Origin of the sequence: Variovorax sp. V213 (assembly GCF_041154455.1) — a bacterium.
GTDB lineage: Bacteria > Pseudomonadota > Gammaproteobacteria > Burkholderiales > Burkholderiaceae_C > Variovorax.
In genome coordinates this window covers 64,793-77,412 of the sequence record NZ_AP028664.1, presented here as the reverse complement: position 1 = coordinate 77,412, position 12,620 = coordinate 64,793, and the positions used below count along the sequence as shown (strand labels likewise).

Annotated in this window: 13 protein-coding genes; 7 read left to right on the top strand and 6 right to left on the bottom strand. The window is 67.0% G+C overall.

The annotated features are described in order from the left end of the window. The first annotated feature begins 65 nt into the window (after positions 1-65). From ACAM55_RS00350 to ACAM55_RS00340, 3 genes are all read left to right on the top strand, one after another. On the top strand, positions 66-824 hold the full coding sequence (locus ACAM55_RS00350; RefSeq protein WP_369654167.1) for a basic amino acid ABC transporter substrate-binding protein: 759 nt from the start codon (positions 66-68) through the stop codon (positions 822-824). A gap of 32 nt (positions 825-856) precedes the next feature. Next, complete coding sequence (locus tag ACAM55_RS00345) at positions 857-1,627, top strand: amino acid ABC transporter permease (protein ID WP_369654166.1); 771 nt, start codon at positions 857-859, stop codon at positions 1,625-1,627. Positions 1,628-1,691: 64 nt separating this feature from the next. Beyond that, positions 1,692-3,317, top strand: a complete 1,626-nt coding sequence (locus ACAM55_RS00340; RefSeq protein ID WP_369654165.1) for an MFS transporter — start codon at positions 1,692-1,694, stop codon at positions 3,315-3,317. A gap of 16 nt (positions 3,318-3,333) precedes the next feature. On the opposite strand, the gene ACAM55_RS00335 is transcribed toward ACAM55_RS00340, so the two are convergent. Genes ACAM55_RS00335 through ACAM55_RS00310 form a run of 6 tightly spaced genes read right to left on the bottom strand, consistent with a single transcriptional unit; the run spans position 3,334 to position 8,516 of the window. Beyond that, on the bottom strand, positions 3,334-3,648 hold the full coding sequence (locus tag ACAM55_RS00335; protein WP_369654164.1) for a cytochrome C oxidase subunit IV family protein: 315 nt from the start codon (positions 3,646-3,648) through the stop codon (positions 3,334-3,336). Positions 3,649-3,656: 8 nt separating this feature from the next. Then, positions 3,657-4,358, bottom strand: a complete 702-nt coding sequence (locus tag ACAM55_RS00330; protein WP_369654163.1) for a heme-copper oxidase subunit III family protein — start codon at positions 4,356-4,358, stop codon at positions 3,657-3,659. 11 nt (positions 4,359-4,369) lie between these two features. Then, a complete protein-coding gene (locus ACAM55_RS00325) occupies positions 4,370-5,005 on the bottom strand; it encodes a bb3-type cytochrome oxidase subunit III (RefSeq protein ID WP_369654162.1) in 636 nt (211 codons plus the stop codon). After that, complete coding sequence (gene ctaD, locus ACAM55_RS00320; protein ID WP_369656476.1) at positions 5,002-6,768, bottom strand: cytochrome c oxidase subunit I; 1,767 nt, start codon at positions 6,766-6,768, stop codon at positions 5,002-5,004. The genes ACAM55_RS00325 and ctaD overlap by 4 nt, the downstream gene beginning before the upstream one ends. A 26-nt stretch (positions 6,769-6,794) precedes the next feature. Beyond that, positions 6,795-7,955: a c-type cytochrome gene (locus ACAM55_RS00315; protein WP_369654161.1), complete on the bottom strand. Its 1,161-nt coding sequence runs from the start codon at positions 7,953-7,955 to the stop codon at positions 6,795-6,797. Positions 7,956-8,000: 45 nt separating this feature from the next. Beyond that, a complete protein-coding gene (locus ACAM55_RS00310; protein WP_369654160.1) occupies positions 8,001-8,516 on the bottom strand; it encodes a DUF1269 domain-containing protein in 516 nt (171 codons plus the stop codon). A 209-nt stretch (positions 8,517-8,725) separates the two neighbouring features. Between ACAM55_RS00310 and ACAM55_RS00305 the strand changes: the two genes are divergently transcribed. From ACAM55_RS00305 to ACAM55_RS00290, 4 genes are read left to right on the top strand one after another with little or no spacing between them, the layout of a single operon-like run. Then, the gene (locus ACAM55_RS00305) at positions 8,726-9,547 is read left to right on the top strand and encodes a creatininase family protein (RefSeq protein ID WP_369654159.1); all 822 of its coding nucleotides are present in this window, start codon (positions 8,726-8,728) and stop codon (positions 9,545-9,547) included. Continuing rightward, entirely contained in the window at positions 9,544-10,332 is a 789-nt protein-coding gene (locus tag ACAM55_RS00300; protein ID WP_369654158.1) for an ABC transporter ATP-binding protein, read from the top strand. The genes ACAM55_RS00305 and ACAM55_RS00300 overlap by 4 nt, the downstream gene beginning before the upstream one ends. Next, positions 10,316-11,206 (top strand): ABC transporter permease, encoded by an 891-nt coding sequence (locus ACAM55_RS00295; protein ID WP_369654157.1) that lies wholly within the window; start codon positions 10,316-10,318, stop codon positions 11,204-11,206. Before ACAM55_RS00300 ends, ACAM55_RS00295 begins: the two co-directional genes overlap by 17 nt. Continuing rightward, positions 11,178-12,575, top strand: coding sequence for an FAD-binding oxidoreductase (locus ACAM55_RS00290; protein WP_369654156.1), 1,398 nt, complete (start codon positions 11,178-11,180; stop codon positions 12,573-12,575). Before ACAM55_RS00295 ends, ACAM55_RS00290 begins: the two co-directional genes overlap by 29 nt. Positions 12,576-12,620: the final 45 nt, after the last annotated feature.

Genomic DNA, 12,620 nt, shown 5'->3' with positions numbered 1-12,620 from the left:
CTAAAATTCCCGCCCATCACATACACACACGCCGCCAGCCGGCGCCACAAGAGGAAGAAGCCCCCATGAACCCCATCCGCCGCGCCCTGGCGCTCGGCCTTGCCGCCGCCTCGCTCTGCTTCGCCGCCCAGGCCCAGAACCGCGAACTCACCGTGGCGTCGAGCGCCACCTACGCGCCCTTCGCCTTCGAGAACAAGGACAAGCAGATCGTCGGCTTCGACATCGACATCATCAACGCCATTGCCAAGCAGCAGGGCCTGAAGATCAAGGTCGTCAACACGCCGTTCACGGGCATCTTCGGCGCGCTCAACAACGGCGACGTCGACCTCGTGATCTCGGGCGTCACCATCAACGAGAAGCGCAAGCAGAGCTACGACTTCACACCGCCCTACTTCGCGGCACGCCAGCTGATCGCGCTGCCCAAGAGCAGCACCGTCGCCTCGCTGAAGGACCTCGCCGGCAAGAAGATTGCCGTGGTGAGCGCTTCCACCGCCGACGACATCGCCTCGCGCGAGTTCGGCAAGACCAACCCCAACATCCGCCGCTTCGAGAGCACGCCGCTCATCATTTCCGAGCTGGCCGGCGGCGGCGTCGATGCGGCCATGGGCGACAACGGCGTGATCGCCTACCGCGTGGCGCAGAACCCCGAGCTCAAGACGCTCGACGACAAGTCCTTCCCCGAGGAAGGCTTCGGCATTGTCGTGAAGAAGGGCGACAAGGCGCTGCTCGACAAGCTCACGGCCGGCCTGGCCGCGATCCGCGCCGACGGCAGCTACGCCACCATCTACAAGAAGTGGTTCAACAAGGACCCGAACGCCCGATGAGCACACCCGCTTCGAGCAAGAGCGAGCGCTAGATGGAACAACCCGTCCTGCTGTTCGGATGGTTCCGCTGGGACATCCTGGTCGAATACAAGGACCTGTTCTGGCAGGGCGCCTGGATGACGCTGCGCATGACGGTGGTGTGCGTGCTGCTGGGTTCGAGCTGGGGCCTGTGCCTCGCGCTGGCGCGGCTGGCGCGTCCGCGCCATGCGCCGTGGACCTGGATCGCGCGCTTCTTCCTGCGCTGGCCGGCCACGGTGTACGTGAGCTTCTTCCGCGGGACGCCTCTTTTCGTGCAGATCCTGCTGATCCATTTCGCGGTGATGCCGGTGTTCATTCACCCGGCGACCGGCCTCCTCATCGACGGCGACCTGGCGCGCACGCTCAAGCAGGAACACGGCGCGCTGATTTCCGGCGTGGTGGCGCTCACGCTCAACTCGGCGGCCTACATCTCCGAGGTGTTTCGCGCCGGCATCCAGTCGATCTCGCGCGGGCAGTTCGATGCCGGCCGGTCGATCGGCTTCACGCCCCTGCAGGTGATGCGCTACGTGGTGCTGCCGCAAGCCTTCCGCCGCATGCTGCCGCCGCTGGGCAACAACGCGATCGCGCTCCTGAAGGACACCTCGCTGGTTTCGGCCATCGGGCTGGCCGAGCTGGCCTACGCGGCCCGCACGGTGGCGGGCGCCTATGCGCGCTATTGGGAGCCGTACCTCGCGATTTCGGTGGTTTACTGGGTGATGACGCTCGTGCTCACCACGATGCTGCGGCGCCTCGAGCACCGCCTGGCACGCAGCGACCGGGGATAGGCTCTTCCCCGGGGATTGCCGAGTTTTTCGACCGGTCTCGATGGCATCGGCACAATCGGGCCACATGCCACCGATATCGCCCGAAGAGACACCCATCCCCCCCGCCCGGCCGCAGCCACCGAAGTTCGCGGCGCTCGTGCCGCTCAAGCTGCCCGTTTTCCGCATGCTGTGGAGCACCTGGCTCGTCGCCAACATCTGCATGTGGATGAACGACGTGGCGGCGGCGTGGATGATGACCTCGCTGACCAGCTCGCCCATCTGGGTGGCGCTGGTGCAGTCGGCCTCCACGCTGCCGGTGTTCCTGCTGGGCCTGCCCAGCGGGGCGCTGGCCGACATCCTCGACCGCCGGCGCTGGCTGGTGGCCACGCAGTTCTGGCTGGCCGGCACGGCCATCGTGCTGTGCGCGGCGCTGGCGCTCGACATGATGACCGCCCCGCTCCTGCTGGCGCTCACCTTCGCCAACGGCATCGGCCTGGCGCTGCGCTGGCCGGTGTTTGCGGCCATCGTGCCCGAGCTGGTGCCGAGGCCGCAGCTGCCGGCGGCGCTGGGCCTGAACGGCATCGCGATGAACGCCTCGCGCATCGTCGGCCCGCTCACGGCCGGCATGCTGATCGCCAGCGCCGGAACCATCTGGGTGTTCGCGCTCAACGCGGTGCTGTCGGTGGCCTCGGGCTTCGTGGTGCTGCGCTGGCGGCGCGAGCACACGCCCAATCCGCTGGGCCGCGAGAAGCTCATCAGCGCCATGCGCGTGGGCGTGCAGTTCGTCTGGCAGTCGCAGCGCATGCGGGCGGTGCTCTCGCGCATCACGATCTTCTTCTTTCACTCCACGGCCCTGCTCGCGCTGCTGCCGCTGCTGGCGCGCAACCTCCAGGGCGGCGGTGCGGGCACCTTCACGCTGCTGCTGGCGGCCATGGGTTCGGGCGCGATCATCGCGGTGCTGTTCCTGCCGCGGCTGCGCCAGGCGCTGGGGCGCGACCAACTGGTGCTGCGAGGCACGGTGCTGCAGTCGCTCGCCACCGCGGTGATGGCCTTTGCGCCCAACGCCTGGGTCGCGGTGCCCGCGATGTTCTTCGGCGGCATGGCCTGGATCACGGTGGCCAACTCGCTCTCGGTCTCGGCGCAGCTCGCGCTGCCCGACTGGGTGCGCGCACGCGGCATGTCGACCTACCAGATGGCGATCATGGGCGCGAGCGCGATCGGCGCGGCGCTCTGGGGCCAGGTGGCCACGGTCACGGCGCTGAACCTGAGCCTCGCCATCGCCGCCGTCAGCGGCACGCTGCTGATGCTGGTGGCCCTGCGCTGGGTGACCGACGGCGTCGGCGAAGACGACACGCGCCCCGCCGAAGCCGGCTGGGCCGCCGGCCCGCCGGCCGAGGCGCCGCAGGAGGACGGCCGCGTGGTGATCACGGTCGAATACCTCATCGAGCCGTCGCGCGCCGCGGCCTTCCACCTCGTGATGCAGCAGACGCGCCGCGCGCGCCTGAGCCAGGGCGCCATCGGCTGGGAACTGCTGCACGACATCGCGCAGCCCAGCCGCTATGTGGAGCAGATCGTCGACGACTCGTGGACCGACCACCTGCGCCGCTTCAACCGCGCCACGGCCAGCGACATGGCGTTGCGGGAGCGCCGGCTCGCATTCCACGTCGGCGAAACACAGCCGGTCGTCACGCGCTACATCGTGCGGCGCTGAGCGGCCCGCAAGGCCGTCAGTGGAAGAACAGCAGCCGCGTCAGGAAGGTATGGTCGGCCTCCGCCGCCATCAGCCAGACCAGGACCAGCAGGCACAGGGGCGGCACCAGGATGGCGTAGACCAGCGACAGCCGCTCCCAGGCCATGTGCATGAAGACCGCGACGATCAGACCCGCCTTCAGCAACATGAAGGTGATGATCAGGCCCCAGCGCAGATACCCCTGGAAATGGAAGTAATCGACCAGGTACGACATCGTGCTGAGCACGAACAGCAGCCCCCAGATCTTGAGATAGAGGCTGATCGGATGTTGTTGGCCTGAGACGTGGTCCATGGTCGTCCTCACCAGAGATAGAACAGCGCAAAGATGAACACCCACACCAGGTCCACGAAGTGCCAGTACAGGCCGGTGATCTCGACGATCTGGTAGTTGCCCCTCCTGTCGTAGTCGCCTCGCATCAGCTTGAAGGCCACCACGAACAGGAAGACCACGCCGGCCGACACATGCAGCCCGTGAAAGCCCGTGATCATGAAGAAGGCCGAGCCGAACTGAGCCGCCCCCATGGGGTTGCCCCAGGGCCGCACGCCCTCTTCGAGGATCAGCTTGGACCACTCGAAGGCCTGCATGCCGACGAAGAGCTCGCCGAATGTCGCGGTCACGAGCATCAGCGTGGCGGCGTTCACGCGGTCGCCGCGATAGGCGAAATTGACGGCCATCGCCATCGTGCCGCTGCTGGTGATGAGCACGAAGGTCATGATCGCAATCAACAGCAGCGGTATGTCGGCGCCCCCCACATGGAGCGCGAACACCTCGCTCGGGTTGGGCCACGGCACGGTGGTCGAGACGCGCACCGTCATGTAGCCGGTCAGGAAGCAGCTGAAGACGAAGGTGTCGCTGAGCAGGAAGATCCACATCATCGCCTTGCCCCACGAGACGTGGAACGCCTGGCGGTCGGAAGACCAGTCGGCAATCAGCCCGCGCCAGCCGCTTGCGGCGATCTCGGGATTCAACGGCGTTGCTGCGATGGTTGCGGTGTGGTTCATGAGACGCCTCCTCAGGATGTGCCGCAGATGAAGCGCGCCACCTCCGGCGTCACCCAGCCCAGCAGACCGAACAGCACCAGCCACACAGCCAGCATGAAGTGCCAGTAGCGCGCGCACAGCGCGATGCGCCATGCGGCCCTGGCGGGGTCGGGCCACGCGGCGCGCGCAGCCCATGCCCACCCGGCCAGCCCACCCGCCAGGTGGAGTCCGTGCATGGCGGTCAGCAGATAGAAGAAGCTGCCCGCCGGATTGCCGGCCGGCATCACCTGTGCGCCCAGCAGCGCCTGCCAGGCCCACAGCTGCACGCCCAGGAAGCCCACCGCGCAGAGGCCGCCGGCCAGCAGCAGGCGACGGGCCCGCATCGGGTCGGGGCCGCGCGATGCGCTACCGGCCCATTGCAGCGCCACGCTGCCCGCCACGAGCAGCGCCGAGCTGAGCCAGAGCTGCCACGGCAGCGCGATCGTCATCGAATCTTCACCGCTCATGCGCATCACGTAGGCCACGATGAAGAGGGAGAACAACGCGGAGGCCACGCCCATGAAGACCCACAGGCCGATGCTGGCCGCGCTCGCGTGCGCATCGCGAGGGCGTCCGCCGCGGCCGGCATCGCGGACGCCCGATGCAGTGGCCGTCGGCGCTGCGCTCATGCCGGTGCTCCCCGGACCTCGCTCTGGCCCTCCGGCTCGGGCTCCCCTGCCCCGGGTTCCGGCGGCGCGTTCTGCGGAGTGAAATCTTCCGCCGCGCCCGGCTCCGCATAGGCATAGGCCCACCTGTAGACCACCGGCAGCCGCGGGCCCCAGTTGCCATGGCCCGGCGGCGTTGCCGGCGTCTGCCATTCGAGCGAGGCGGCGCGCCATGGATTGGCGTCGGCCGGCCGGCCGCGCCAGGCACTCCAGGCAAGATTGAAGATGAACAGCAGCTGGCCCACGCCGACGATCAGCGCGACCACGGTGATGAACTCGTTCATGCTGAACGCCGACGGCGGAATGAACTTGTAGCCGTCGAAGTTGTAGTAGCGCCGGGGCATCCCCAGCACGCCGAGATAATGCATCGGGAAGTAGATCGCGTAGGTGCCGAGGAAGGTGATCCAGAAATGCAGCCGGCCGAGCCGGTCGTCGAGCATGCGGCCGGTGACCTTGGGAAACCAGTGGTAGATGCCGCCGAACACCACCAGAAGCGGCGCCACGCCCATCACCATGTGGAAGTGCGCCACCACGAAATAGGTGCCGGACAGCGGGATGTCCACGCTCACGTTGCCCAGGAACAGCCCGGTCAGCCCGCCGATGAGGAAAGTGCACAGGAAGGCCAGCGCGAACAGCATCGGCACCGTCAGGTGGATGTCGCCGCGCCACAGCGTCAGGATCCAGTTGTAGACCTTGATCGCGGTGGGCACCGCGATGATCAGCGTGGTGGTCGCGAAGAAGAAGCCGAAGTACGGGTTCATGCCGCTCACGAACATGTGGTGCGCCCACACCACCACGCTGAGTCCGCCGATGGCGACGATGGCCCACACCATCATGCGGTAGCCGAAGATGCACTTGCGCGCGTGCACGCTGATCAGGTCGGAGACGATGCCGAACGCCGGCAGCGCGACGATGTAGACCTCGGGGTGGCCGAAAAACCAGAACAGGTGCTGGAACAGCAGCGGACTGCCGCCCTTGTAGCCTGTCACCTGGCCCATCGACACCAGCGCCGGCATGAAGAAGCTGGTGCCCAGCGTCCGGTCGAGCAGCAGCATCACGCCGCTGACGAACAGCGCCGGGAAGCCGAGCAGCGCGAGGATGGTGGCCACGAAGATGCCCCACACCGTGAGCGGCATGCGCAGCAGCGTCATGCCTTCGCAGCGCGCCTGCAGCACGGTGGTCACGTAGTTGAGGCCGCCCATCGTGGTCGCCACGATGAAGATCACCAGCGACACCAGCATCAGCACGATGCCGCCCGCATGGCCCGGCGTGCCGGGCAGGATCGACTGCGGTGGATACAGCGTCCAGCCCGCGCCGGTGGGACCGCCGGCGACGAAGAAGCTCGCCATCAGCACCACCACCGACAGCAGGTAGACCCAGAAGCTCAGCATGTTGAGGTAGGGAAAGACCATGTCCCGCGCTCCCACCATCAGCGGAATCAGGTAGTTGCCGAAGCCGCCGAGGAACAGCGCCGTAAGCAGGTAGATCACCATGATCATCCCGTGCATGGTCACGAACTGGTAGTAGCGCTCGGCGTTGATGAACTCGAACTGGCCGGGAAAGCCGAGCTGCAGCCGCATCAGGTTGGACAGCACCACGCCCACCACGCCCACCGCGATGGCGGTGCAGGCGTACTGCACGGCGATCACCTTGTGGTCCTGGCTCCAGACGTAGCGGGTCAGAAAACTCTGCGGCGCGGGGTGCCCGGCGTCGTCGGTGTGGGGCACGGCGTGCCCCGTGGGCGAAGGAGTGTTCATCGCGGAGCCTTCTGTTCGGCGGCAGCCTGCGCCGGCGGGCTGCCCAGACTCTGGATATAGGCCACCAGCGCGGCCAGTTCTTCATCGCTCAACTCGATCTTGGGCATGACGGGCGGAAAGCCCTTCACATGGCGGGCCTGCGGATCGCGGATGAAGCTGCGCAGATAGGCTTCGTCGACCAGCGCGGTGGAGCCGTCCGCCATGGTTTCGGTCTTGCCGTGCAGCCCCTTCCAGGTCGGTCCCACGCGAGGGCTGCCGTCGATCGTGTGGCAGGCCACGCAGCCCTTGGCGTCCGCCAGCGCGCGGCCCTGTTCGACGCGCGCGCCACCGCCGGCCGCCACGGCGCCGGCCGGAGGCTCGGGCGCCTTGGCCTGCGACTTGGCGAAGGTCGGCAGCGCCGCGCGCCAGGCCGTGTAGGCCGCCGGGTCTTCCACCACCACGTAGCCGCGCATGTTGGGGTGGCCCACGCCGCACAGCTGCGCGCAAAGCGCTTCGTAGCGACCCGCGACGGTCGGCGTGAACCAGAAGCGGCTGACCTGCCCCGGCACCGTGTTCATCCGGGCGCGGAAGTTCGGCACGAAGAAGTCGTGCAGCACGTCGTTCGAACGCATCAGCACCAGCACCGGCTTGCCGAGCGGCAGATGCACCTCGTCGCTGGCGATCAGGAGGTCGTCCTGCCCGGCCCGGTCGGCGGGGTCGATCCCGAAGGGATTGGTGGCGCTGAAGAAGCGCGCATCGGTCGCGCCCAGCTTCCCGTCCTCGCCGGGGAAGCGGAAGCGCCATTGCCATTGCTGGGCCAGCACTTCCAGCACCAGGGCGTCGTGGGGCTCCCTGACGTAGTTCGCGTAGACCACGAGGCCGGGCGCCAAAAGCGCCATGATGCCCACGGTGGTACCGCCGATCAGCCAGCGCTCGAGCTTCCTGTTCTCGGGCTCATGTGCCGCGCGGTGGCCCTCGCGATGACGGAAGCGCACCAGCATGTAGGCGACAAACGCGTTGATGACAATGAAGAAGATGCCCGTGATGCCCAGCGTGATCGTCAGGGTGTCGTCCATCAGCCCCCAGTTCGAAGCCAGAGGCGTCGTCCACCATGGATTGAAGACGTGAAACAGCACCGAGGCGGCCACGATGAGCAACAGGGCAACGGCCATGGTCATGTGCGTTCCCTCGGCTCGGCATAGGCTCAGGGGCTCATTCGCGCTTCAGAGGAACGCCGGGACCTGGGGCTCTTCACCCTCGAACCGGGCTTCGGGATGCGCGGACTGCAGCAGCGCCTCGACGTCCCGCACGCGGGAACGCGGCAGGTCCACCATCAGCAGGATCTGCCCCTGTGCGATGGCGCCCTCGAAACGTTGCAGCCTGGGGCTCGGGATGGAAATGCCGACCATGCTGGCCGACCAGGCGCCGACCACGCCACCCAGGACGGCCACGAGCACGGCCACCTCCCATTCGGGGTCGTCGCCGATGATCGGAAACATCAGCGCGGCCACGAGGCCGACGACGATGCCGCAGGCACTGCCGACCACCCAGCCGGTCTTGGCTGCGTGGACGAGGTCGGAGGTTTGCCACACGTTGGCCGCGTGGAGCCCGGCCATGTCCATGCCTTCCGGTCCGGCGAAATGGATGTGCGCCACGTCGACGCGCGCCCGGACCAGATCGTCCATTGTCTGCCTGGCGCTCGCCAGGTCCGGCACTAACCAGTAGATGCGTCTCTTCACAGCATCCCCCTTTCGTCTTGCGACGAGTCAAGGAACCATGAACGACTTATATGCCCAAGGAGAGCCGCCATCAAGTAGGCGCAGGTGCCGCATTTCGAGCTTCGAGCGGCGGCCGCATGGGGGTAACTGCCATCCCACCTTTTTTTGACCGAACGGATAATTTAGCTCATCATCCGTCCTTATTGCCCGTCACCACGAGGTCCGCCACGATGAACCCGGTCCCCTTGCGCAGCCGCTTCTGGTCCGACCTGACCAGCGAAGAGTTCTCCCGCCTCGACCGCGAACGGCTCATCGCCGTGCTGCCGGTGGGCGCTACCGAGCAGCACGGTCCCCATCTGCCGATGTCGACCGACACGGCCACCATCGACGGCATGGTGCGCGCCGCGCTCCCGCACCTGCCCCACGACTTGCCGGCGCTCTTCCTGCCGACCGTGCCCTACGGCAAGAGCAACGAGCATTCGCGCTACCCGGGCACGCTCACCGTCTCGGCCACCACGCTGATCTCGCTGTGGAAGGACATCGGCGCATGCGTGGCGAAGGCCGGCGTGCGCAAGCTGGTGCTCTACAACAGCCACGGCGGCCAGATGAGCGTGATGGACATCGTGGCGCGCGACTTGCGCGAAGAGCACGGCATGATGGTCGTCGCCGCCAACTGGTACACGCTGGGGTTGCCCGAAGGGCTCTTCACCGCGCATGAGGGCAGGCACGGCATCCACGCCGGCGACCTCGAAAGCTCGGTGATGCTGCACCTTGCGCCCGACCACGTGCGCGCCGACCGGTTCCAGAACTTCCACTCGATGACCGAGGACCTGGCCGCCGAGAACACATTCCTCTCGATCACGCCCACCGGCAAGCTCGGCTGGCAGATGCACGACATCAACCCCGCCGGCGCAGCCGGCGACGCCACGCGCGCCACGGCCGAGAAGGGCTCCGCCGTGCTCGACCACGTGGGCCGCCGCTTCGCCCTGCTGCTGCAGGAGGTGGACCGGTTTCCGCTCTCGCGCCTCGCCAACGAACCGGCCTGGAAATGACCTTCGAACCTACGCCACCGCTGGTCAGCCTGCGCCACGTCAGCAAGCGCTTTGCCAATGGCACGCTCGCACTGCAGGGCATGACGCTCGACATCGGCGAGCACGATTTCATCAGCTTTCTCGGCCCATCGGGCTGCGGCAAGAGCACCGCGCTGCGGCTGATCGCCGGGCTCACCCGGCTCAGTTCGGGCGAGATGCATTGGTCGGGCGCCAACACCGGAAAGACCCGAAGCGACCGCGACCTGGGCTTCGTGTTCCAGGAGCCCACGCTCATGCCCTGGGCCAAGGTATTCGACAACGTGTGGCTGCCGCTCAAGCTGGCGGGACAGAGTCGCGACGCCGCCGCGCCCGTGGTGCGGCAGGTGCTGGAGATGGTGGGCCTTTCGCGCTTCGCCGACGTGTATCCGCGCGAGCTTTCGGGCGGCATGAAGATGCGCGTGTCGATTGCGCGCGCACTGGTCACGCATCCGCGCCTCTTGCTGATGGACGAGCCCTTTGCCGCGCTCGACGAGATGACGCGCATCAAGCTCAACAACGACCTGCTGGCCATCTGGCGCGAGCATCGCTTCTCGGTGGTGTTCGTCACGCACAGCGTGTACGAGTCGGTGTATCTCTCGAACCGCATCGTGGTAATGGCGGCACGCCCGGGCCGGGTGATCGACGAGATCCGCATCGACGAGCCCTATCCGCGCGGCGAGGACTTTCGCACCTCGGGCCGCTACAACGCGCACTGCACGGCGGTGTCGCGGTCCCTGCATGGAGCGCTGCATGACATCGATCACTGAGCCCGCCGTGCCGGCCGATGTGCCGATGGATGCGGCCGACGTCGCGCCCTCCGAAGCGATGCTGCGTGCGCACGAAGACAAACTGCACCGGCGCGAATCGATGCTGCGCATCGCGGTGCCGGCCGGCATCGTCACCCTGCTGCTTCTGGCGTGGGAATGGATGGTTCGCGCCAACAACATTCCGCATTACATCCTGCCCGCGCCATCGCTCATCCTGCGCACCCTGTTCGACAACTGGGGCTCGCTCTCCAGCGCGCTGTGGTTCACGGTGAAGCTCACGCTGCTCGCGCTCGGTGCCGCCATCGTGGGCGGCGTGCTGCTGGCGATTGCGTTCGCGCTCTTCAAATGGGTGGAGATCGGCCTGTTCCCGATCGCGGTGATCCTGCAGGTGACGCCGATCATCGCAATTGCGCCGCTGATATTGATCTACGTGTCCAGCACCACGGCGGCGCTGCTGCTGTGCGCGTGGATCGTTGCCTTCTTCCCGATCCTGTCGAACACGGTCATCGGGCTGAAAAGCGCGGACAGCAATCTGCGCGATTTGTTCCAGCTCTACAAGGCCTCGCCGTGGCAGACCTTCCGCTACCTGCTCGCACCCAGCGCGCTGCCGTACTTCATGGCGGGCCTGAAGATCGCGGGCGGCCTGAGCCTGATCGGCGCGGTGGTGGCCGAGTTCACGGCCGGCACCGCAGGCAAGGAGACGGGCCTCGCCTCGCGCATTCTCGAATCGAGCTTTCGCACCGAGATCCCGATGATGTTCGCGGCGCTGCTGCTGGTGTCCCTGCTCGGCATCGTGATCTTCATCGTGTTCGCGGCCCTGTCGCGCCTCGTGCTCGGCCATTGGCATGAAAGCGAAATGCGCCGTGAACGCTAGGACCATCGTGCCTGCTGTCGACTGGGACGCCGTGCGCGAAGACCTGCGCGGCCTCAATCTGATCACCGCGCCCAGCCAGCGCAAGCAGCTCTCCAAGGACTTCTACTGGTACAGCCCCATCCTCACCGCGCAGCTCGCGGGCTGCGTGGCCGACCTCGTCGTCAAGGTCAGCACCCAGGACGATGTGCGCCAGGTCGCGGCCACGGCCGCAAAGTGGAAGCTGCCGCTCACGGTGCGCGCGGGCGGTACTGGCAACTACGGCCAGTGCGTGCCGCTCGACGGCGGCATCGTGCTGGACGTGACGCAGATGTGCCGCGTGCTCGACATCCAGTCGGGCCGCATCCGCGTCGAGGCTGGCGCGCGCATGCACGACATCGACCTTGCGGCGCGCGAGACCGGGCAGGCGCTGCGCATGTGGCCCTCGACCTGGCACGTGGCGTCCATCGGCGGTTTCATCGCGGGCGGCTTCGGCGGCATCGGCTCGTTCCGCCACGGCATCCTGCGCGACCCCGGCAACCTGCTGCGCGCTCGCGTGATGACCGTGGAGCGGGAGCCGTGCGTCATCGAGCTGCAGGGCAACGAGATCCAGCAGGTGCACCACGCCTACGGCACCAACGGCGTGATCCTCGAGGTGGAAGTGGCGCTGAGCCCAGCCGTCGAATGGGTGCACTGCACGGTGCTGTTCGAGACGTACCGCGGCGCGCTAGCCTTCGGCATTGCGGCACAGGCGCCCACGCTCGACATCTTTCTTCTCTCGACGGTCGAGGCGCGCTTCTCGCCCTACTACACGGCCATGCGCGACCGCTTTCCGCCCGACCGGCATGCGGTGTTCAGCATGGTCGCGCCCGATTCGATGGCCGAGTTCCGCGCGCTCGCGGCCGCGCATGGCGGCACCCTCTCCGTCGCGGGCACCGAACCCGAATTGCTCGCAGAGGGCCTGCCGCCCGCCTACGAATGCGCGTTCAACCACACGACGCTGCAGGCGCTGAAAGCCGACCGCGGCTGGACCTACTTGCAGGTCGCCTACGCCCAGCCCTTCGACCCGTCGGTGGTCGAGCGCCATCTGCAAATCTTCGGCGACGACGTGCTGCAGCACCAGGACTTTGCGCGCGCCGGCGGCGAATGCGGCACCTTCGGCATCCTGCTTGTGCGCTGGAAGGGCGAGGCCCATCAGTACGAAGTGATCCGCGAGATCGAATCGCAGGGCGGCTGCAAGATCTTCAACCCGCACGTCGTCACCATCGAAGACGGCGGCATGAAGACCATCGACACGCAGCAGATCGAATTCAAGAAGCGCAGCGACCCGATGGGCCTCATGAACCCGGGAAAAATGCGCGGCTGGCATTCCGCCATGGCCATCGAGCGCTGAAAAGATTTAGTCTTCGCGTCCCGCACTTTCCAAAACCTCCACAGG